General features: G+C 55.8%; 18 protein-coding genes. 13 read left to right on the forward strand and 5 right to left on the reverse strand.

Annotated features, from left to right (window positions below; genetic code table 11):
• Positions 1-142 precede the first annotated feature (142 nt).
• Together NH461_RS15240 and NH461_RS15245 are read left to right on the forward strand one after the other, a co-directional pair.
• Complete coding sequence (locus NH461_RS15240; protein ID WP_261601135.1) at positions 143-2,020, forward strand: methyl-accepting chemotaxis protein; 1,878 nt, start codon at positions 143-145, stop codon at positions 2,018-2,020.
• Between the two features lie 191 nt (positions 2,021-2,211).
• The gene (locus NH461_RS15245) at positions 2,212-3,111 is read left to right on the forward strand and encodes a DMT family transporter (protein WP_261601136.1); all 900 of its coding nucleotides are present in this window, start codon (positions 2,212-2,214) and stop codon (positions 3,109-3,111) included.
• A 279-nt stretch (positions 3,112-3,390) separates the two neighbouring features.
• On the opposite strand, the gene epmA is transcribed toward NH461_RS15245, so the two are convergent.
• On the reverse strand, positions 3,391-4,362 hold the full coding sequence (gene epmA, locus NH461_RS15250) for an elongation factor P--(R)-beta-lysine ligase (protein ID WP_261601137.1): 972 nt from the start codon (positions 4,360-4,362) through the stop codon (positions 3,391-3,393).
• Between the two features lie 499 nt (positions 4,363-4,861).
• On the opposite strand from epmA, the gene frdA reads away from it, so the two are divergent.
• From frdA to frdD, 4 genes are read left to right on the forward strand one after another with little or no spacing between them, the layout of a single operon-like run.
• Positions 4,862-6,667 (forward strand): fumarate reductase (quinol) flavoprotein subunit, encoded by a 1,806-nt coding sequence (gene frdA / locus NH461_RS15255; RefSeq protein WP_261601138.1) that lies wholly within the window; start codon positions 4,862-4,864, stop codon positions 6,665-6,667.
• Entirely contained in the window at positions 6,667-7,407 is a 741-nt protein-coding gene (locus NH461_RS15260; protein ID WP_261601139.1) for a succinate dehydrogenase/fumarate reductase iron-sulfur subunit, read from the forward strand. The genes frdA and NH461_RS15260 overlap by 1 nt, the downstream gene beginning before the upstream one ends.
• Positions 7,408-7,409: 2 nt before the next feature.
• Positions 7,410-7,793 carry a fumarate reductase subunit FrdC gene (gene frdC / locus NH461_RS15265; protein ID WP_261601140.1) on the forward strand — a complete coding sequence of 128 codons (384 nt, stop codon included), beginning with the start codon at positions 7,410-7,412 and terminating at the stop codon, positions 7,791-7,793.
• 10 nt (positions 7,794-7,803) lie between these two features.
• The gene (gene frdD / locus NH461_RS15270) at positions 7,804-8,166 is read left to right on the forward strand and encodes a fumarate reductase subunit FrdD (protein ID WP_261601141.1); all 363 of its coding nucleotides are present in this window, start codon (positions 7,804-7,806) and stop codon (positions 8,164-8,166) included.
• Between the two features lie 301 nt (positions 8,167-8,467).
• On the opposite strand, the gene efp is transcribed toward frdD, so the two are convergent.
• Positions 8,468-9,034: an elongation factor P gene (gene efp, locus NH461_RS15275; RefSeq protein WP_261601142.1), complete on the reverse strand. Its 567-nt coding sequence runs from the start codon at positions 9,032-9,034 to the stop codon at positions 8,468-8,470.
• 33 nt (positions 9,035-9,067) lie between these two features.
• On the opposite strand from efp, the gene epmB reads away from it, so the two are divergent.
• From epmB to NH461_RS15300, 5 genes are all read left to right on the forward strand, one after another.
• Positions 9,068-10,090, forward strand: coding sequence for an EF-P beta-lysylation protein EpmB (gene epmB / locus NH461_RS15280; RefSeq protein WP_261601143.1), 1,023 nt, complete (start codon positions 9,068-9,070; stop codon positions 10,088-10,090).
• 190 nt (positions 10,091-10,280) lie between these two features.
• Positions 10,281-11,552, forward strand: a complete 1,272-nt coding sequence (locus NH461_RS15285; protein WP_261601144.1) for a methyl-accepting chemotaxis protein — start codon at positions 10,281-10,283, stop codon at positions 11,550-11,552.
• A gap of 9 nt (positions 11,553-11,561) precedes the next feature.
• On the forward strand, positions 11,562-11,900 hold the full coding sequence (locus tag NH461_RS15290) for a methyl-accepting chemotaxis protein (protein ID WP_261601145.1): 339 nt from the start codon (positions 11,562-11,564) through the stop codon (positions 11,898-11,900).
• Positions 11,901-12,609: 709 nt separating this feature from the next.
• Positions 12,610-13,515, forward strand: a complete 906-nt coding sequence (gene rimK / locus NH461_RS15295) for a 30S ribosomal protein S6--L-glutamate ligase (RefSeq protein ID WP_261601146.1) — start codon at positions 12,610-12,612, stop codon at positions 13,513-13,515.
• A 108-nt stretch (positions 13,516-13,623) separates the two neighbouring features.
• Positions 13,624-14,166: an MgtC/SapB family protein gene (locus tag NH461_RS15300; RefSeq protein ID WP_261601147.1), complete on the forward strand. Its 543-nt coding sequence runs from the start codon at positions 13,624-13,626 to the stop codon at positions 14,164-14,166.
• Positions 14,167-14,876: 710 nt separating this feature from the next.
• Here the strand turns inward: NH461_RS15300 and groL are convergent.
• Together groL and NH461_RS15310 are read right to left on the reverse strand one after the other, a co-directional pair.
• Complete coding sequence (gene groL, locus NH461_RS15305) at positions 14,877-16,526, reverse strand: chaperonin GroEL (protein WP_261601148.1); 1,650 nt, start codon at positions 16,524-16,526, stop codon at positions 14,877-14,879.
• 41 nt (positions 16,527-16,567) lie between these two features.
• Complete coding sequence (locus NH461_RS15310) at positions 16,568-16,858, reverse strand: co-chaperone GroES (RefSeq protein ID WP_255388782.1); 291 nt, start codon at positions 16,856-16,858, stop codon at positions 16,568-16,570.
• Positions 16,859-17,053: 195 nt separating this feature from the next.
• On the opposite strand from NH461_RS15310, the gene NH461_RS15315 reads away from it, so the two are divergent.
• Entirely contained in the window at positions 17,054-18,439 is a 1,386-nt protein-coding gene (locus NH461_RS15315) for an MATE family efflux transporter (RefSeq protein WP_261601149.1), read from the forward strand.
• A gap of 96 nt (positions 18,440-18,535) precedes the next feature.
• Here NH461_RS15315 and NH461_RS15320 read toward each other — a convergent pair whose 3' ends face one another.
• The gene (locus NH461_RS15320) at positions 18,536-19,057 is read right to left on the reverse strand and encodes an FxsA family protein (protein WP_261601150.1); all 522 of its coding nucleotides are present in this window, start codon (positions 19,055-19,057) and stop codon (positions 18,536-18,538) included.
• 337 nt (positions 19,058-19,394) lie between these two features.
• Between NH461_RS15320 and NH461_RS15325 the strand changes: the two genes are divergently transcribed.
• Positions 19,395-21,263 carry a protein-disulfide reductase DsbD gene (locus tag NH461_RS15325; RefSeq protein ID WP_261601151.1) on the forward strand — a complete coding sequence of 623 codons (1,869 nt, stop codon included), beginning with the start codon at positions 19,395-19,397 and terminating at the stop codon, positions 21,261-21,263.
• The last annotated feature ends 105 nt before the right edge of the window (positions 21,264-21,368 follow it).

Consider the following 21,368-nt stretch of genomic DNA (forward strand, 5'->3'; position numbering starts at 1 on the left):
GCAACATCACGGTATTCCCGCAAGTAGTCATCAATGATTGCTCCGACTCGCCGATAAAACACCCAACACGATGCAATAAAAATCATGATACCCACGGCATCCTGTGAACCACCATACTCAGGCCATGAAGTGAGAGCCCAAGATGAAGCATACGATCAAGTTTAAAATCCAAGTCGCCATCGCGGTGATTATCGCCTCGGTCAGTGCCGTCCAGGCCTGGCTGTCAATTAACCAGCTCCAACAGGAAACCACCACCGCAGTCACCAACCAGATGCGGGATATCGGTCAGGCGACCAGTCGCTACATTACCGACTGGCTCAGCGCCCGACGCGATATGATGCTGGCCAACGAGCCGCTGATCGCCAATCAGGACAACGTCGACCGCGAGCTCCTGCTGACCAAACGTGCCGGCCAATTCCTGTCGGTCTATGCCGGTTTTAATGACGGCAGTATCGCTTACGGTGATAAAAGTGAAGACTGGCCGGCCGACTACGATCCCCGCACTCGCCCCTGGTATCAGGATGCGATGACCGCGGGCAAACTCATTGTCACCGAACCTTACCAGGACTTTGACGGCAGTTTGGTGGTCAGTTTTGCCAAGCCGTTTCAGGGGCAGTACCAAGGAGTGCTGGCAGCGGATCTGACCGTCAGTCATATCATCCGACAAGTGCTTGACCTGAAACTCGAAAACAGCGGCTATGCTTTCCTGATCGACGGTCAGCACAATATTGTTGCCTACCGGGACGAAGCACTCAGCCAGCAGCCAATCACCCGCCTGGGCAACGATCTGACCCCGGCCCTGCTCAACCAACTTCAGGCCAATCAAACCATCGGAACCATTTCGCTCGATGGCCAGGAGAAACTGATTTCTGCCGTCCCCATTGCCGGCACCGACTGGACCCTGGGCCTGATCGAAGACAAGGCCGAAGCCTTTGCCGGGATCAGCCGCCAGGTCACCTTCATTAGCCTGGCTTCGCTGGGACTTTACCTGGTGATCGCCGTAGCCGCCGCAATGATTATCAATCGCCTGCTCAATCCCCTGAACAACCTGAGTCAGTCGGTCCGTCAGCTGGCTCAGGGCAGCGGCGACTTAACCCAGCGAATTGAAATCGAGCGTATGGATGAGATTGGCGAACTGGCCGATCACATGAATCGCTTCCTGGCACAGATCCAGACCATGATCACCGGCATTGTGAGCCAGTCTCACACCCTCAGTGAGCAGGCGGCGCGATCTGCCCGCCAAACCGAGCAGGCCAACCATAAAGTGGCAGAGCAGCAGAACGACATTAACCAAATCGCGACCGCCATTCACGAAATGTCAGCGACCTCCGGGGAAGTGGCCAGCCATGCCGAACTCACCGCGTCGGCCGCACAGGCTTCAACCACCGCCTGCGAAGCCGGTCAGCACGTGATTGGCCAAAACCGCAACGCCATTACCCAACTGGCCGATCAAATTCAGGATGCCGCGGGCGTGATCCATGAGCTCGAAGCCAACGCGCAGAACATTAACCAGATCCTCTCCACCATTCAGGGCATTGCCGAGCAAACCAACCTGCTGGCGCTCAACGCCGCTATTGAAGCCGCCCGGGCCGGGGAACAAGGGCGCGGGTTTGCCGTGGTCGCCGATGAAGTGCGGGTGCTGAGCCAGCGCACCCACGATTCGACGGAGGAGATCCGCAGCATGATCGAAACCTTGCAACAAAATACCCGCCAGGCGGTCGACAGCATGGAAGCCAGCACTGGCCTCGCCGGACAAAGCGTCGACTTTGCGGCAGCGGCCAGTGACAGCCTGACCCAAATCACCACCGCAATCACTGAAATCTCCGATATGGCGACCCAAATTGCCAGCGCCGCCGAAGAGCAACGGGCGGTGAGTGAAGATATCAGCCGCAACACCCAGGCGATCAAAGATGTTTCCGATCATCTGGCCGAACAGACCCGCGATGTGAATCAGAGCAGTCAGGCCATCCACAGCGCCGCCGAGACCATGCGCGAGGATATGTCTCGCTTTCGCGTGTAACCCGCGACCCAGAGTGATCCGGCAATACGCCGGATCACTCGCAGACGGCCAAATCGTGCATCAAATGCCGTCATCTCTCCAATGCATGAATCTCACCTCGCAAGCGTTTCTCCCCCAAACAGACTGAGGTATTATCCTCATTCCATGATCAGGCCCGGACGGCCAAGTGTTACAAGGAATGTCACCAACCTATGCTCGGATCCGCCTCACTCGCCGAATGGTTTGCCCTCGGTGCAGCCTCACTCTGGGCGCTCAGCAGCCTGATTTCCGTTACCCCTTCGCGTCATCTGGGCGCCTTTGCCTACAGTCGCTGGCGGATGGCCTGCGTGACCCTGATGCTGTCGGTGATGGCGCTGCTGAACGGGGGTTGGGGTACAGTGCAATGGGAGAGTGCCGGGATGATGCTGCTGTCCGGGTTGATCGGAATTTTCATCGGTGATACGGCCCTGTTTGCCTGCTTCAACCGGATCGGCCCCCGCCGGGGCGGCCTGCTGTTCGCCTGCCATGCCGTTTTCTCGGCACAGCTCGGGATCTGGCTGTTTGGGGAAACCCTGGCCGGATGGAAACTGATCGGTGGCCTGGCGGTATTTCTCGGCGTGGCCTGTGCCATTTTCTTCGGCCAGCAGCAAACCCATCTGTGGGAGAAGATCCACGGCAATTTATGGATTGCCATTGTCCTGGGTCTCACGGCAGCCCTGTGTCAGTCGCTCGGCGCGGTTATTGCCAAACCGGTGATGCAAAGCGGGATTGATCCCATCGCGGCGTCTGCCGTGCGTATGGCCAGCGCCTTCGCGGCACACAGCCTGCTGCGGCTGACCGGCGCCCGGCTGTTCCGCCCGCTCAATCCTATCACCTGGCCGATTTTCGGCATGGTCGCCCTCAACGGTTTTCTGGCCATGGCCGTCGGCATGACCCTGATCCTGTATGCGCTTCGCCATGGAGATGTCGGCACCGTCGCGCTGCTCTCTTCAACCACGCCGATCATGGTGCTGCCGCTACTGTGGCTGCATACCGGCAACCGGCCGAATCAAAGCGCTTGGTTCGGCGCTGCCCTGGCTGTGATCGGGACAGCCTTGATCGTCACCCATTAGCCCGCCGGGACACACAAACACAACTGAGAACCATTTGCATTTAATTCAGAGATGACTTATAGTCAGCCCGTTTCGATAAGACGCCTTGAAATCCTAATCGGTCGCCTCATCGACAACGACCAGCTGTTCCCCCTGTATCAGAAAGTCCGTATCTTCTGGCGGGATACGGCCATACTGCAAAGTGTGTTTGGCCGCTTTCAAGCCGGGGTTCCCGTGCTTACGCCAGCATCACCCGGTGCGGCACTGCCGCATTCAGGGTCTGATACCGCCGCGTCTGACTCAGGCAATTGTCACCGGGAAAGCCATGACCTGATCGATATGGCTCAAGTTCTGGGCCAGCATGATCAACCGATCAATGCCCAGCGCAACACCGGCACAATCCGGAAAGCCTGCCCGCAGCGCAGCAACCAAGTGATGGTCGATCGGCTGCGGTGCCAGCCCCATCGCCTGCCGTTTACGGTTATCGGCTTCGAACCGGGCCAGTTGCTCGTCCCCGTCTGCCAGCTCATGAAACCCATTCGCCAGCTCGATTCCCTGAAAATACACTTCAAACCGCTCAGCTACCCTGTCATCCGCCGGGTTGATCTGCGCCAGCGCGGCCTGTGATGCCGGAAAATCATAAACAAATGCCGGGGTCGTCTGGCCGATGTTCGGTTCAATACCGATACTGAACAGCAGTTGCAGCAAAGTATCACGATCAGTTTCCGGCTCAGCAATATCCGCCAGTCCGAGTGGGCCGGCCGCTGCTTTCAACGCGTCCATGTCGGCCGTCAGCGGGCAAACACCCAATACCGTCAAAAAAGCCTGCTGATAGGTCATCCGTTCGGCACGGCCACACTGGAGCACCAGCTGCAGCAACGCCTCCATTTCATCCATCAGCGCATGGTGATCGAACCCCGGGCGATACCATTCCAGCATGGTAAATTCCGGATTGTGGAAGCGGCCGGATTCTTCATTGCGAAACGACTTACAAATCTGGTAAATCGGCCCGCTGCCGGCCGCCAACAGGCGTTTCATGTGAAACTCCGGGCTGGTCATCAGATACAGCGTCTGGCCTGAAGCGAACCCCGGCCCGACAAATTCAGTCTGGAACGTATGCAAGTGGATATCGGTCACCGTCGCTTGGCTCATCGCCGGGGTGTCCACCTCCAGCACGTCACGGCGGGCAAAGAAATCGCGGATCGATGCAATAATCGCAGCGCGCTGTTTCAGTTGCGCGATCGAAGCAGTAGGTTGCCAGTGCTGAGTCATAACTTCTGTCTTACTTGTATCTGGGATGAAAAGAGGCGCAGAGTGTAGCAGACTCCTCCCCGGGCATCAGCATGCCTTCCTGGTGAATCTCAGACTGCCAATGCCGACACCGGGCAAACCACAACACAAACACAGCCTGATAACACTTCCGTCACCCAGGTGACATAATGGATACATTCCTCGCCTGCACACGCTTTCCTATTCGCAACTTTGTTTTTTAAATGAATCAGTTGCAACCAAGATTAGAAACACAATTTTTACGAGCCAGAAATAACTCATCCAAGCCGAAAACGCGCTGTAACAATATGCAAACATGGGCACCTGTGATAGTTATCACACTTCCCGTAATCAGCTGCTACTTTTGGGCTATTTCCCTGAAAAAGCTGCGTCTAAATCAAATTTTCTATCGATAGCGTTGCATAGAATGATTTTAGGATTTCAAGGATAGGCGCGCTCCGGCGGCCTTTTTCAATTTTCGTCTTACCTTCGGAGGATAGCTGTGAAGACTATTACCACAGATATCGCTGTAATCGGTGCTGGTGGTGCCGGCCTACGCGCGGCCATCGCAGCAGCAGAAGCCAACCCAGAGCTGAATATTGCTCTGATCTCTAAGGTCTACCCAATGCGCTCCCACACCGTGGCCGCGGAAGGGGGCTCTGCCGCCGTCATCAAAGATGAGGACAGCCTGGACAACCACTTCAATGACACCGTCGGCGGCGGTGACTGGCTGTGCGAGCAGGACGTGGTCGAGTATTTCGTCGAGAATGCCACCCGCGAAATGACCCAGCTCGAGCAATGGGGCTGCCCGTGGAGTCGTAAAGAGAACGGCGAAGTCAACGTCCGCCGTTTCGGCGGAATGAAGGTCGAGCGAACCTGGTTTGCCGCCGATAAAACCGGCTTCCACATGCTGCACACCCTGTTCCAGACCTCCATCAAATACAAACAGATCCAGCGCTTTGATGAGTACTTTGTCGTCGATCTGCTGGTGGATGACGGCCAGGCCCAGGGCCTGATTGCGATCCACATGTCCGAAGGTGAGCTGATCTGCATTAAAGCCAAGTCGGTGATCCTGGCTACCGGCGGTGCCGGCCGGGTTTACCACTGCAACACCAACGGCGGGATTGTCACCGGCGACGGCATGGCCATGGCGTATCGCCACGGCGTTCCTCTGCGCGATATGGAATTCGTGCAGTACCACCCGACCGGCCTGCCCGGCACCGGGATCCTGATGACCGAAGGGTGTCGCGGCGAAGGCGGTATTATCGTCAATAAAAACGGCTACCGTTACCTGCAAGACTACGGCATGGGCCCGGAAACGCCGATTGGCCAGCCGAAAAACAAATACATGGAACTGGGGCCACGGGACAAAGTCTCCCAGGCGTTCTGGCATGAACAGCAAAAAGGCAACACCATCGAGCACCCGCTGGGCGATGTAGTCCACCTGGATCTGCGCCACCTGGGCGAAGAGTACCTGCGCGAGCGCCTGCCGTTTATCTGCGAGCTGGCCAAGGCCTACGTCAATGTCGACCCGGTCAAAGAGCCGATCCCGATCCGTCCGACCGTGCACTACACCATGGGCGGGATTGAAACCAACAGCCGCAACGAAACCCGGATCAAGGGCCTGTTCGCGGTCGGCGAATGTTCCTCAGTTGGCCTGCATGGTGCCAACCGCCTCGGTTCGAACTCCCTGGCAGAGCTGGTCGTCTTCGGCCGGGTGGCCGGTGAAGGGGCTGTCGCGCGTGCGGCCGAATTCAAAGGCTGGAACGACGCTACTATCAACGCCCAAATCCGTGAGGTTCAGGCACGCATCGACACCCTGATGAATCAGAAAGGCGATGAAAACTGGGCTGATATCCGCACCGAAATGGGTCAGTCCATGGAAGCGGGCTGCGGGATCTACCGCCAGGAAGATCTGATGCAGGCCACCATCGACAAACTGGCCGAGCTGCGCGAACGCTACAAGCGCATCAGCATCAAGGACAAAGGCAAGGTCTTCAATACCGATCTGCTGTACGCCATTGAGATCGGCTACAGCCTGGAAGTGGCCGAAGCCATGGCGCACTCTGCCCTGCTTCGCCGCGAGTCCCGCGGTGCCCACCAACGTCTGGATGAAGGCTGTACCGAGCGGGATGACGAGCACTTCCTGAAGCATACGCTGGCCTTCTACAACGGCGATCAGGCACCGAAGATTGAGTACAGTGAAGTCACCATTACCAAATCTCAGCCGAAAGCCCGACTGTATGGTGCCGCCGCCGAAGAGGCCGCCGCCAAAGAAGCCGCAGAGCAGAAGAAGGAGCAGGCCTAATGTCAGCCAATCGTATTCAGAACATTGAAATTCTGCGTTATGACCCGGAAACAGACGCAGAGCCCTACTTGCAGCGGTTCGAAGTGCCGTTCAACGAAACCATGTCGGTGCTCGATGCCCTGGGCTATATCAAGGATCACCTGGACAAGGATCTGGCCTACCGCTGGTCTTGCCGGATGGCGATCTGCGGCTCGTGCGGGATCATGGTCAACCAAGTGCCGAAACTGGCCTGTAAAACCTTCCTGCGGGACTACCCGAACGGACTGAAAATCGAGCCGTTGGCCAACTTCGCTATCGAAAAAGATTTGATTGTCGACATGACGCCGTTCATCGAGCGTCTGGAGGCCATCAAGCCTTACATCATCGGCAATGATCGCACCCCGGAAGACGGTCCGAACAACCAGACCCCGGAGCAGCTGGCGCGTTACAAGCAGTTTTCCGGTTGTATCAACTGCGGCCTGTGCTACGCGGCCTGCCCGCAGTTCGGCCTCAACCCGGAATTCATTGGTCCGGCCGCGCTGACGCTGGCGCATCGCTACAACCTCGACAGCCGGGATCACGGTGCTGACGAGCGGATGAAGCTGATCAACGGCGAAAACGGCGCCTGGGGCTGCACCTTTGTCGGCTACTGCTCTGAAGTATGTCCGAAGAGCGTGGATCCGGCAGCAGCGGTCAACCAAGGCAAAGTGGAATCGTCCAAAGATTTCGTCATTGCCATGCTGAAACCTCAGGAGGCCTAAGGATGAGCAACCGTAAACCCTATGTTCGCGAAATGAAGCGCACCTGGTGGAAAGACCATCCTTTCTACCGTTTCTACATGCTGCGTGAAGCCACCGTGCTACCGCTGATCTTCTTCACCCTGTGCCTGACCTTCGGTTTGGGCTGCCTGGTGAAAGGTCCGGAAGCCTGGCAAGGCTGGCTGAGCTTTATGGCCAACCCGGTTGTGATTGTCCTGAACCTGTTGGCGCTGGCCGGCAGCCTGTTCCATGCCCAGACGTTCTTCAGCATGATGCCGCAGGTGATGCCGATCCGCATCAAAGGCAAAGTGCTGGATAAGAAAATTATCGTCCTGGGGCAGTGGGCCGCGGTCGCAGCCATCACCCTGTTTGTTCTGATCCTGGTGTAAGGAGAGCCCTGTGATTAATCTCAACCCGAAACGTTCTGACGAGCCGGTCTGGTGGGGCTTGTTTGGTGCCGGCGGCACCTGGTTTGCCATGCTGACCCCGGTCACCGTGCTGGTACTGGGGATCATGGTGCCGTTGGGCATCATCGATACCGAAGCCATGAGCTACGAGCGCGTCTCCGGCTTTGTCACCAGTATTATCGGCGCCCTGTTCACCATCGCGACGCTGGCGCTGCCGATGTGGCACGCTATGCACCGCGTACACCACGGCATGCACGATCTGAAATTCCACACCGGCGTGGCCGGCAAAGTGGCTTGCTACGCCTCGGCGTTTCTGATCTCGGCCCTGGCGGTGATTTTCGTGTTCATGATCTAATGCCACACTGATCCCATCAAAAAGCACCGCCGGGCGGTGCTTTTTTCATTTCATCTGGCTCGATATCAAAAAGAGAAGCCCCTGACAACTGCGCACATCCGACTATTTCGTTTGCTTGTCTGATGTCAGCTGATCGCTTTTCTCCAGCATCCCCAAGGCCCCCAAACCGGTGATCACATCCAGATTAGTGGTCATTTTGCCGCCCGCGATTATCCATCGCTGAAACATCGCTCGAAAAAAGCCAAACAACAGGCATAAAAAAAGGCCGCCGCAGCGACCTTTTTTGAAGCTATCGGGTAGCTTATTTTACGCGGCTGACGTATTCAGCAGAGCGCGTATCGACCTTGATCACTTCACCGATCTGGATGAACAGTGGTACACGAACCACTGCACCGGTGGTCAGCGTCGCCGGCTTACCGCCAGTACCCTGCGTATCCCCTTTCAGACCTGGATCGGTTTCAACCACTTCCAGCTCAACAAAGTTTGGTGGAGTCACGGCGATTGGGTTACCGTTCCACAGCGTCAGCGTACAGGTGTTGTTCTCAACCAGCCACTTCGCGTTGTCACCGACCGCTTTGGTATCCGCAGCGATTTGCTCGAACGTCTCGTTATTCATGAAGTGGAAGAACTCACCGTCGGTGTACAGGTAATCCAGCTCGTTATCAACGACATCAGCCGCTTCAACAGAATCGCCAGATTTAAAAGTCTTCTCAAGAACCTTGCCAGAAAGCAGCTTGCGGATTTTAACGCGGTTGAAAGCCTGGCCTTTACCTGGCTTCACAAATTCATTTTCGATAATGACACATGGTTCATTATCTAGCATAATTTTCATTCCGCCGCGGAATTCATTGGTGCTGAAAGACGCCATTTCTATCCTCTTAACATCTTCGAGTTGTAATTAATGCCGCATATCATAACCCGAAACGCCGCAACTGTTGAGCAAAACTGGCTCAATGATCTGGCGAATGCGATATCTGATCCCTTTCAGTTGTTAACCACCCTGAAAATTGATCCGGCCCCGTGGGAGAAAGGGCTGGCGGCCCGGAAGTTGTTTGCACTGCGTGTCCCTTTGAGCTTTGTCGAAAGAATGGAAATTGGCAACCCGTATGATCCCTTACTGCGCCAGGTGTTGCCCCTGGAAGAAGAGTTCGAGGTCCATGACGGCTACTCCCATGATCCGCTCGAAGAGCAGGACAATGCGATTCCCGGGCTGTTGCATAAATACAAGAACCGGGTCCTGCTGATCACCAAAGGGGGCTGTGCGGTTAATTGCCGCTACTGTTTCCGCCGCCATTTCCCGTACCAGGACAACCAGGGCGGCAAGCGCAACTGGCAAGTCGCCCTGGATTATGTCGCCACACAACCAGAGATCAACGAAGTGATCCTCTCCGGCGGCGATCCCCTGATGGCCAAAGACAGTGAACTGCGCTGGCTGGTTGAGCACATCAGCCAGATCCCGCATATCAAGCGCCTGCGGATCCACACCCGGCTGCCGGTGGTGCTACCGTCCCGGATCACCGATGAGCTGTGTGAGCTGCTGCAACACAGTCGCCTGCAAACCATTCTGGTCACCCATATCAACCACGCCAATGAGCTCAATGATGAGCTGCGTCAGGCGATGGCGAAGCTGAAACAAGCCCGGGTCACCCTACTCAATCAGAGCGTGCTGCTCAAAGGGATCAATGATTCGGTCGGTGCGCTGGTTCAGCTCAGCGAAGCTCTGTTTGATGCCGGCATTTTGCCTTACTATTTGCATGTGCTGGACAAAGTACAGGGCGCGGCGCATTTTATGGTCGAGGATACCCGGGCCCGTCAGTTGATGGCAGGACTGCTGGAGCAGGTTTCCGGTTACCTGGTGCCGAAACTGACCCGGGAAATCGGTGGACGGCGCAGCAAGACCCCGCTGGATTTGCACCTTGAATAAATCCCGACTGGATTGCTGAAAAAGGCAGAAATCCTGCCTTTTTTTCAGCTCATTACGCTTAAAAACTCAATTTTTCAGACGAATGATTTAATAATTTGGCTCGTAAGCCGCTAATAACAGATACAATGCACGCAAAATGGAACGGATATCACGTTTTGCATTAGTTAGCGCAACATTAAGTCATTCATATATGAACCTAACAAATAAACTGTCTGCCTGCTTTGCCGGCCTTTCTCTCACCATCATCCTGCTGCTTTCCTTCCTGTCCTACGATTCCCTGAAAGAATCAACGCTACAGCGCCTCAATGAGCAGTTGCTCACGGCAGCCAACGCGACCGATCACATTGTCGGACAGCAGGCCCACGATCAGTTGGGGAACACTTCCCCCGCAAACTATGATGCTGTTTCACGCCGGTTAGCCGATTTTATCCAAGCTTCAGGGCTGGACTGGGCCTACGCCACCGTCAAGCGGGGCCACCGCGTGTACTACACCTACATCAACCAAACTCAGGAAGAGTTGCAAAACGGTCACTACCAAAACTGGTACATGGAAGAGTATAAAGTGGTCCCGAAAATGCTCCATGCCGCATTTGACACCCGCCAAATCCAGTTTGAGGACTACCAGGGAGAGTACGGTCGCTACCGGTCGATTTTCCTGCCGTTTTATAATCAGCAGGGTGAGCTCTATGTCATTGGGATCGATATTTCGCTGAGTGACGTCGATCAGATGCTCGACAACGCGCTGAAGCAAACCGCAGTGGTCGCCCTGGTGGTGTTGATCGCGGCCTTGGTCGCCGCCCGGTTCATCGCGGTCCCGATTGTTTCCCCAATCAACGCCCTGTATGCCGTATTGATCGATATTGCCAACGGCAACTGGGATCTGACCCGCCGCGTGAGCGTGACCACACGCGATGAAGTCAGCAAAATGTCGGAAGCATTCAACACCTTCATGGCAGCCCTGCGCGAGCGGATGCTGGAAGTCAACCAGTCGACTGACAGCGTCGCGGCCATTACCGCCCAGTTGGATCCGTTGGTCAGCGCCATTACCCAGCGTTCGATTGCCCAGGCCGACAATGTCGGAAACAGCGCAACCGCGATTGAAGAGCTGGCAACCAGCTCGCAAAGTATTTCCACGGTCGTGGAGCAGGCCAACCAGCAAATGCTGAACTTTGAACTGCATACCGATACCACGGTAGCTGCCATTAACGAAGCTGTGGTCGGAATGCAGCGCGTTCAGCGAGAAACCAATGAACTGGCCGATAAACTGCGCCAGCTTGATGGCCGCGCCGTCGAAATCAACTCAATTCTGGAAGTGATCAAAGGCATTGCCGATCAAACCAACCTGCTGGCGCTCAATGCCGCTATCGAAGCCGCCCGGGCGGGTGCACAGGGTCGAGGGTTTGCCGTGGTGGCCGATGAAGTGCGCCAACTGTCTGAACGGACGGCAAAAGCCACCATCTAGATCAGCACGATGATCAATGCGATTCAGCATGACACGTCAGGGGCAACCGAAACCATGCAATCTGCCGTGGTTCAGGTGGACAACTGTGTGCAGCATGCTGCGCAAGCCAACGCAACGTTAGGGGGATTCCGCAGTGAAATCACCCAAATTACCCACGGTATGGATGAAATTACAGAATCCGTGCGTGAGCAGGCTTGTGCTGCGGAGCACCTGTCCGCCAACGTGGCTGATCTCAGCAGCAGCGCAGATGACAACCGCACTTCGACCGAAGAAGCCAAGCAAGGCGTAGAAGAGCTGAAGCGCCGCTCCGGTAGCCTGCGCGATGTAGTGCAACTCTTTCGATTCTAAATAACATGGAGAAGCACGCCCTGCTTCTGCCGACCACCATGAGGCGAGCTGACGTCAGCTCACCTCATGCTCCGCATCAAACCCTCGCCCGTCCGGGTATCAATGTACAGCTTTCCCAAATAAAATCACCTTTTCCCAGATCAAAATTCAAGCTGATATAATCACTTAAAAATAACGAAGTAAGCACCTGTTTTTATTTATATTTTTTAGTGTTCAGCTTTTTGAGCGATTTTTCCTGTCAACACAGTTCAGCGTTTTGATGGTCGCGATGTCATGTTAATGCCGCGACAGCTGCAACTGCGCGGTAACAGCAAGTGCAACAACAACTGCCACTTCAACTGGCACCGCAGGCCAGAACGTACAGCTATAAGAGTAATCAGCACCAATTTGATGAACAAAACAAACCACGGGTACCCACCCTTAAAAACCACACGTAAGACACTGAAATAAAACAAGTAAAAACATGTGCAGCTTTTTTTGGTTTTTTCCGGACAAACTAAAAGACCTATCGCAGGCCAAATACTCATCAGATCGTCATGTTATCTCGCCTTATCCATCAACTTTTTCTCTCATCAGCATCAAAAAATATCATCGTCGATCCACTCGATTTTTACCCCGTGGGAGCGCATAGTCGCGCTCCATACTGCGGACAATGAAGATAGCCAAACTTCGCCGCCCGCAGGCTTTCCAGACTGTTATGAGTATCGCAATGAAAATTGGCATCCTTTCCCAAAACGAGAACCTGTATTCCACCCGACGCTTACGTGAAGCGATTGAAGCACGCGGCCATGAAGCCGTGATCATCAATGCGTTGCGTTGCTATATGAACATCAACTCGGTCCAACCCTCGATCCATTTTGAGGGCAATGATTTGACAGGCTTTGATGCCATCATTCCCCGCATCGGGGCTGATATCACCTTCTATGGGTGCTCTGTCCTGCGCCAGTTTGAAATGATGGGGGTTTTCTCGGTAAACCAGTCCATTGCGATCAGCCGCTCCCGGGACAAACTGCGCTCACTGCAACTACTCAGTCGCAAAGGCGTCGGCATGCCCATTACCGGCTTTGCCAGCAAACCGGACGATATTCCGGACTTGATCAAAATGGTCGGTGGCGCGCCGCTGGTGATCAAGCTGCTAGAAGGCACCCAGGGCATCGGTGTCGTGCTGGCCGAAACCCATAAAGCGGCCGAGAGCGTGATCGAAGCCTTTATGGGCCTGAAAGCCAACATTATGGTGCAGGAATACATCAAGGAAGCCGGTGGTGCCGATATTCGCTGCCTGGTGATTGGCGACAAAGTGATTGCCTCGATGAAGCGCCAGGCAGCAGAAGGTGAATTTCGCTCTAACCTGCACCGCGGCGGCAGCGCGTCACTGATCCGGATCACCCCGGCAGAGCGCAAAACCGCCGTCGCCGCCGCCAAAGCCATGGGGCTGAGTGTGGCAGGGGTTGATTTGCTGCGCTCCGAGCGCGGTCCGCTGGTGATGGAGGTCAACTCATCTCCGGGACTCGAAGGGATTGAAACGGCCACAGGCAAAGATATCGCCGGGATGATTATCGAACATATCGAAAAAAATGCGGTGAAGAAAAACCGTCGTCAGCTGGCGCACCAGTAAGCCGGACGCTATCCCAACGGGATGATGCGACAAAACACAGACGGCAACGCATAGCAAATGCGTTGCCGTGCCGCCTTTGAGAACCCTAACATTTTGGAGGACACGGGGATGTTACCTGACATCACCCCATTTAGCTGGCCGGCACTGTTGCAGTGCGGTGTGTGCGGTGCCCTGATTGGCCTGGAACGCCAACTGCGCGGCAAACCGGTCGGGATCCGTACTTCAACCCTGATTATTGTCGGCACCTACTGCTTCATCATGCTGGGGCGGACCCTGTCGACCAGCAATGCCGATCTGGCACGAGTGGTCGCCCAGGTGATCACCGGCATCGGCTTTCTCGGCGCCGGCGTGATGATGAACCGGGACGGGCAAATTCACGGCGTGACCTCAGCGGCCGTGGTCTGGATGCTCGCCGCACTTGGGATCACCATCGGTCTGGACCACGGACAAACTGCCGTGATCATGACCGGCCTGGTGATTGGCCTGTTGCTCGGCGTCGACAAGCTGGAAAACAGCCTGCGCTTTTTACGCAAAGGGGTCCATGCTCACTGGGCTGATCGCCATCGCCGCAAGAAAGTCGCACAACCGCAAGCCGCAGATTCGGCAGAAGCACCTCCGGCTACGGAAGCCGATGAATCTCCCCGGCAATAAACCAGAACCATACGTGCACCAAATCGAATTTCGTACATCGAAAAGGTGCACACTTTTATCGTCAGAAAAAACCAGCCCCAAATCACGGTCAAGCTACTGTTTTTATTGAATTTATTTGACGTACAGCTTTTCCGGCATTTTCCCAGGCAAGCTGCTTAACCACAGATCGCACCTTTCCTTGCTCATCCTCATCTTCACCCGCATCCACGTACAGCAAAACCAGAACAAGACAGCAAAAAGATGCACAAAGAGCAGGATTAAAAAAACGCGCTTAACATGAGACATAAGCAACTGTTTTTAAAATACTTTTTTCATGTACAGTTTTTTAGGCTTTTCTCTAATGAACCTCAATCGGCCCGGTATAGCCCCCCTGCAGCTTGATCTGCTGAAGATGCCAGCCCGCCCGCAGTAAGAGCTGATCGCTGGATGACACTCTGTACACCAATTAAAACCAGTTACAGCAAAAAGGTGACCTGGAATTAACACCGAGAAATTCATTGCATGACAACAACATAAATATTTGTTTTTAATGGTAATTTTGTTGCGTGCAGCTTTTCAGGCTTTTTTTACCAATCAGCCCGGAGGACCCGGTATTCCCCCGAACCACGCCCTTGGCCTCTGGCAAAAACCTACAAACATCAAACGTCAGACATAAAAAAACGGAGGCATCAGCCTCCGTTTTCAAAGAGATAGTGTGGACTATCAGCGGATTACATCATGCCGCCCATGCCACCCATACCGCCCATGCCACCCATATCAGGCATCGCCGAACCAGCAGAATCCTGCGGCGCATCGGTAATCATCGCTTCAGTGGTGATCATCAGGCCGGCAACAGAAGCGGCGAACTGCAGCGCAGAACGCGTCACTTTCGTTGGGTCCAGGATACCCATTTCGATCATGTCGCCGTACTCACCGGTTGCAGCGTTGTAACCGTAGTTCCCCTCGCCAGCGCGCACGTTGTTGGCAACAACAGACTCTTCGTCACCGGCGTTCTTGGTGATTTGACGGATTGGTGCTTCCATCGCACGCAGTGCAACACGGATACCCACGTTCTGCTCTTCGTTCGCGCCTTCAAGGCCAGCAACTTTGGAAGCGGCACGGATCAGGGCAACACCACCACCGGCAACCACGCCTTCTTCAACCGCAGCACGGGTCGCGTGCAGGGCATCTTCAACGCGGTCTTTCTTCTCTTTCATTTCAACTTCAGTCGCTGCGCCGACTTTGATCACCGCAACACCACCTGCCAGTTTCGCCACGCGCTCCTGCAGTTTTTCTTTGTCGTAGTCTGAAGTTGCATCTTCGATTTGCTGGCGAATTTGCGCCACGCGGCCCGCAATCATCGCTTCTTCACCCACACCGTCAATAATAGTGGTGTTTTCTTTGGTAATGGTGATGCGTTTGGCTTGGCCCAGATCTTCCAGCTGAACTTTTTCCAGTTCCAGACCGATTTCTTCAGAAATCACGGTACCAGCAGTCAGCACTGCGATATCTTGCAGCATCGCTTTACGGCGGTCACCAAAACCAGGAGCCTTCACCGCCGCAACTTTCACGATACCACGCATGTTGTTCACAACCAGGGTCGCCAGCGCTTCGCCTTCGACATCTTCAGCGATGATCAGCAGCGGACGAGAGGCTTTTGCAACGGCTTCCAGTGCTGGCAGCAGTTCACGGATGTTCGAGATTTTCTTGTCAACCAGCAGGATGAATGGGTTTTCCAGATCAACGGAACCCGCTTCCTGGTTGTTGATGAAGTATGGTGACAGGTAGCCACGGTCGAACTGCATGCCTTCAACCACGTCCAGCTCATCGTGCAGAGCCTGACCTTCTTCAACGGTGATCACACCATCGCGGCCGACTTTTTCCATCGCTTCAGCAATGATGTTGCCAACCGTCTCATCAGAGTTGGCAGAAATCGTCCCCACCTGGGCAATCGCCTTGGTGTCTTCACATGGCACAGACAGCGCTTTCAGCTCTTCAACCGCAGCCGCAACTGCTTTGTCGATACCGCGCTTCAGATCCATTGGGTTCATGCCGGCTGCTACGGCTTTCAGGCCTTCATTCACAATCGACTGAGCCAGAACAGTGGCTGTTGTGGTACCGTCACCGGCTGCATCGTTGGCTTGAGAAGCAACTTCTTTCACCATTTGTGCGCCCATGTTCTGGAACTTGTCTTCCAGCTCGATTTCACGGGCAACAGAAACACCATCTTTGGTGATAGTTGGGGCACCGAACGACTTGTCCAGCACCACGTTACGGCCTTTCGGGCCCAGTGTGACTTTTACGGCATCGGCCAGAACGTTCACACCTTCCAGCATTTTTACGCGAGCGTCGTTACCAAATTTTACGTCTTTAGCAGCCATCTTTATCTTCCTTTCTTCATTATTCGTTTGAGGTGATCGGATTATTCAACGATTGCCATGATGTCGTTTTCAGACATGATCAGGACTTCTTTACCATCGATCTTCTCAGACTTGGTGCCGTAGCCTTCTGCAAAGATCACAGTATCGCCAACTTGCACGTCCAGCGGTTGTACTGTGCCGTTTTCCAGAATGCGGCCTTTACCTACTGCCAGCACGGTACCGCGGGTAGATTTTTCAGCTGCTGAACCAGTCAGAACAATGCCGCCCGCTGACTTAGATTCAACTTCCTGGCGTTCAACGATCACTCGGTCATGTAAAGGACGAATATTCATCGGTCGTCTCTCCTGATTTTTGGTAATATCCATACGTTATATAGGAACAGCGTCTCATGACACTGACTCTTTCTGATACCTAATCATGTTGGGACGTTTTTTCGGATCCCAAGTCCCCAGCAAGATTTTTTTCGAAAATTTCTCGCAGATTTTTTGCCCGCTCACACTCTTTGCATTAGGGTAAGCGGGCATTCCATGACCGAGACCACTATGGCCACAGAAAAACTGGCAGATAAGCACGGGCTGCTCACTGCGCCCATTCCCGATGTGCTGCGGCGCTTAACCATTCCGATGGTCTTCGGCATGGTGGCAATTCTCATGTTCAACCTGGTCGATACCTTCTTTATTTCGCTGCTCGGCACCGAAGCGCTGGCCGCGGTCAGCTTCACATTTCCGGTCACCTTTGCCCTCAACTGCATCACCATGGGGGTAAGTGTTGGGCTCTCGACCCGGATTGGCCGCCTGCTCGGTAGTGGCGATACCCAAAGTGCCGCCCGCTTTGCCACCCACGGCCTGCTGCTGGCGATGCTGTTGATGCTGTTCGCCGCCGGCCTTGGCCTGCTCAGCATTGAGCCGCTGTTTACCCTGATCGGCGCCAGCCCGGAGCTGCTGCCGATCATCAAGGATTATATGCAGATCTGGTACCTGGCGATCCCGCTGCTGGTGATCCCGATGGCCGGCAACAGCGCCATCCGGGCCACCGGCGATGCCCAAGCCCCGGCCAAGATCATGATGCTGGCCGGGGTGCTCAACGGGGTCCTCGACCCCTTACTGATCTTCGGCTACGGGCCATTCCCCGAACTGGGCGTGCAGGGCGCGGCAATTTCCAGCGGGATCAGCTGGGCCTTTGCGCTCAGCCGCTCGCTGTATATTCTGATCCGCCGTGAACAGCTGCTCACCTGGCCGCAACTGCGCTGGCTGCGTCAGGACTGGCACCAAATCATGCAGGTCGGCACCCCGGCCGCCCTGTCCAATACCCTGAATCCGCTGTCGGGCGCGCTGCTGATGTCGCTGCTGGCCGCACAGGGCACGGCTTCCGTCGCAGCCTACGGCGCAGCCATGCGAATTGAGTCGATTCTGGTGATTGTGATGATGTCCCTCGGCTCCGCCCTGATGCCGTTTATGGCCCAGAACCTCGGCGCCGCCAAACCCGACCGGGCTTTCCAGGCCCTGTTTACCGCGATGCGCTTTGCCATCCTGTTCCAGTTGCTGGTGTTTATCATGATGGTGCCGCTGAGCTGGCCGCTCTCGTCCCTGTTCAGCCAGGATGCCGAGGTGCAGCAGCAACTCTGGCATTACCTGATCGTGGTGCCGATCAGCTACGGCATGCAGGCGGTGTGTATGTTGCTGATCAGCGCCCTCAATGCCCTGCATCAATCCCTCCACGCATTGGTGTGGAACCTGTTGCGCCTGTTTGCCTTCTTGCTCCCGGCCGCCTGGGTAGGCAGCCTGCTCGGCGGCACGGAGGGCCTGTTCATCGGCATTGCCATCGCCAATCTGCTCAGTGGCATCGGCGCTTACCTTTATGCCCTGCGCCTGCGCCGGACCCTGACCGGGCCCGGCATCGAACCCGGTCAATAAAGACGACCCACCAACATCGTGGTCGCGCCCTCCGGCCCACAGCGCACCAAACAAAAAGGCAACCCGAAGGTTGCCTTGTTGCTATCTGCGCCGCGTTTAGTGCAGGCGATGATTGTCATCGGATTTTTCTTTGTCTTTGCGCTCGAACTCACCGTCAAAGACATCGCCACCAGATGGGCGGGAATTGAACGGATCGTCCTGGCGATCAAACGGTCCCTGGCCCTGAAAGCCCTGACCGCCGCCGAACCCGGCGCCCATGCTCCGCACTTTCACTTTGCTCATCAGCTGTTTGGCCAGCATGGCGCGCGGCCCCGGTAACAGTACCAGCATCCCCAGCGCATCGGTCATAAAGCCCGGGGTCAGCAACAACACGCCGGAAACCGCCAGCATCACACCTTCAACAATCTGCTGGGCTGGCAGCTCGCCTTGCTGCAGGCGCTGCTGCACCGACATCAGGGTGGCGATCCCCTGGCTGCGGACCAGAGACGCCCCGACAATTGCGGTGATCAGTACCAGTGCGATGGTCGGCCATAGCCCCAGAAATCCCCCCACCTGAACAAACAGGGCAATCTCAATAATCGGTACAACAATAAACAGAAACAATAAAACAGGAAACACGAGTCACCCCTTGTGGTTGGTGTCTGTGGCATCAGATCGTCTGCACATGTCTCCATGTGGCTTTCTTCCAGTGCCTTCTCTCCCTTTTATAGTGGGAGGGATACGGTTGCGAGTCAAAGGGCAAAGTGTAGCAAATGTTAACGGCCCCTCAGAAATCCAGACAAAATATCCGGGAAATTGATGGGCTGATGAAACCAAACGCTGAACAACTCGGTCTGAGAGAGTATAGTGATCAGCAACGCGGATCGGTTACTGTCATCACCGTGCCGATCCCATCATTCTGCTGAATCGACATGCTTTCAATTTCCAGGGAGCCCCGGACGCTGAGCCAGATATCATGATGAACAGACATAAACCTTTTCGACTTTCCCGCTTTCAGGCTGTGGTTGCGCTCACTAGTCTGCTACTTTTGAGCCTTAGCAGCTTACCACTACGGGCAGAATTTAACTTACCGGGCCTGTCGAGCAGTTCGACCAACCAATTTGTCACGGTTGACGAAGCCTTCCCGTTTAACTTCAGCCAGCAGGGCGATGTCGTCTACCTCGACTGGCAGGTCAAACCCGGCTACTACCTCTACCAGCACCAGCTGTCGGTCACCTCGGACACCGCCCGGCTCGGGACACTCAGTATTCCAAGCGGCAAGCCTTATCACGACGAATTCTTCGGCGAAGTCAACATTTACACCGAACCACTGACCGTCACCGTCCCGCTGCTCGATGCCAGCGATAGCGCCACCCTGACCGTGCGCTACCAGGGCTGTGCCGAAGCCGGCTTCTGTTATCCGCCGGAAGTGCGTCAGGTGCCACTCTCGGCAGTGACCGCCCGCCAGGACAGTCCTGCGGCGACACCACCATATGTCACCACTCAGACTGACAGCACAGGCACTAAATCGCAAGTAAGCACTAACATCCCAACCTCTACGGCAACCATTGCGCCGGCATCCGAGCAGGATCAACTGGCCAGCGATCTGGCCGAGCAATGGTGGACCCCGCTGCTCTTCCTCGCTCTGGGGATCGGGCTGGCCTTTACCCCCTGCGTGCTGCCGATGTACCCGATCCTGACCGGGATTGTACTGGGCAACGGCCAGCTCAGCCCGGGCCGCACCTTCCGCCTGGCCTTCACCTATATTCAGGGCATGGCACTGACCTACACCCTGCTGGGGCTGGTGGTCGCGTCTGCCGGAATGCAGTTCCAGGCCGCGCTGCAACACCCCTATGTGCTGATCGGCCTGAGCGTGTTGTTCGTCGCGCTGGCGCTGTCGATGTTCGGCGCCTACACCCTGCAACTACCGAGCAGTATCCAGACCTGGCTGAGCCAGCAAAGTAACAAACAACAGGGCGGCCACAGCGGCGGGGTCTTCGTGATGGGGGCGATCTCCGGCCTGGTCTGCTCGCCCTGTACCACGGCGCCGCTGTCCGGCGCGCTGATTTATGTCGCCCAGAGCGGGGACTTACTCACCGGGGCCATCGCCCTGTATGCACTGGCCATCGGGATGGGGATCCCGCTGATCCTGGCGGCGATGTTCGGCAATAAACTGCTGCCGAAAGCCGGCCTGTGGATGAACCATGTCAAAGTCTTCTTCGGCTTCATCCTGCTCGCCGTGCCGATCTTCCTGCTCGAGCGGATCCTGCCGCACGCCGTGGTGCCTTACCTGTGGTCACTGCTGGGGCTAGCAGCCTTCGGCTGGCTCTACCATATCAAGAGCACCCTCGCCGTCTCCTGGCGCAGCAGTGCCCTGGCGGTGGTCGCGATTGTCGGCCTGCTGGGTGCCGCGCAACCGCTGCTCAGCGCCCTGCTCGGCCAACCGGTCAACGAGCAAGCCGCGCCAACGGTTGAATTCAAACAGGTCGCCAGCGTGGCCGAGCTGAACCAGGCCTTGGCCGCAGCCAAAGCCGAAGGAAAACCGGTGATGCTGGATTTTTACGCCGACTGGTGTGTGGCCTGCAAAGAGTTTGAAAAGTACACCTTCCACGATCCGGCGGTGGCCCCGCAGCTTGGCCGGTTTGTGCTGCTGCAGGCGGATGTCACCCGCAACACCCCGGCTGATTTTGACTTGCTGCAACAGATGAACGTGCTGGGGCTGCCGACCCTGGATTTCTGGGATGCCCGGGGCAACAAGCTCAGCCAGGCCCGACTAACCGGGTTTATGGAAGCCGACCCGTTCCTGACCCACCTGCAAAACCACCAGCTGGTGAGCCCGAAATAAACCATCCACGAACCTTGACTGCGCACCCCTCGGGTGCGCAGTGTGTTTCTCAGACCGACCGTTCAACCACAAGCCAACCCGAAAGCCCACCTCCGTTCCGATGCA

It is taken from the genome of Photobacterium sp. TY1-4, from assembly GCF_025398175.1.
Taxonomy (GTDB): Bacteria; Pseudomonadota; Gammaproteobacteria; order Enterobacterales; family Vibrionaceae; genus Photobacterium.

Bases quoted from the DNA above. Each gene is read 5' to 3' on its own strand.
- NH461_RS15240 (WP_261601135.1), top strand. From the start codon at position 143: ATGAAGCATACGATCAAGTTTAAAATCCAAGTCGCCATCGCGGTGATT.
- NH461_RS15245 (WP_261601136.1), top strand. From the start codon at position 2,212: ATGCTCGGATCCGCCTCACTCGCCGAATGGTTTGCCCTCGGTGCAGCC.
- epmA (WP_261601137.1), bottom strand. From the start codon at position 4,362: ATGACTCAGCACTGGCAACCTACTGCTTCGATCGCGCAACTGAAACAG.
- NH461_RS15260 (WP_261601139.1), top strand. From the start codon at position 6,667: ATGTCAGCCAATCGTATTCAGAACATTGAAATTCTGCGTTATGACCCG.
- frdC (WP_261601140.1), top strand. From the start codon at position 7,410: ATGAGCAACCGTAAACCCTATGTTCGCGAAATGAAGCGCACCTGGTGG.
- efp (WP_261601142.1), bottom strand. From the start codon at position 9,034: ATGGCGTCTTTCAGCACCAATGAATTCCGCGGCGGAATGAAAATTATG.
- epmB (WP_261601143.1), top strand. From the start codon at position 9,068: ATGCCGCATATCATAACCCGAAACGCCGCAACTGTTGAGCAAAACTGG.
- NH461_RS15285 (WP_261601144.1), top strand. From the start codon at position 10,281: ATGAACCTAACAAATAAACTGTCTGCCTGCTTTGCCGGCCTTTCTCTC.
- NH461_RS15290 (WP_261601145.1), top strand. From the start codon at position 11,562: ATGATCAATGCGATTCAGCATGACACGTCAGGGGCAACCGAAACCATG.
- rimK (WP_261601146.1), top strand. From the start codon at position 12,610: ATGAAAATTGGCATCCTTTCCCAAAACGAGAACCTGTATTCCACCCGA.
- NH461_RS15300 (WP_261601147.1), top strand. From the start codon at position 13,624: ATGTTACCTGACATCACCCCATTTAGCTGGCCGGCACTGTTGCAGTGC.
- groL (WP_261601148.1), bottom strand. From the start codon at position 16,526: ATGGCTGCTAAAGACGTAAAATTTGGTAACGACGCTCGCGTAAAAATG.
- NH461_RS15310 (WP_255388782.1), bottom strand. From the start codon at position 16,858: ATGAATATTCGTCCTTTACATGACCGAGTGATCGTTGAACGCCAGGAA.
- NH461_RS15315 (WP_261601149.1), top strand. From the start codon at position 17,054: ATGACCGAGACCACTATGGCCACAGAAAAACTGGCAGATAAGCACGGG.
- NH461_RS15325 (WP_261601151.1), top strand. From the start codon at position 19,395: ATGATGAACAGACATAAACCTTTTCGACTTTCCCGCTTTCAGGCTGTG.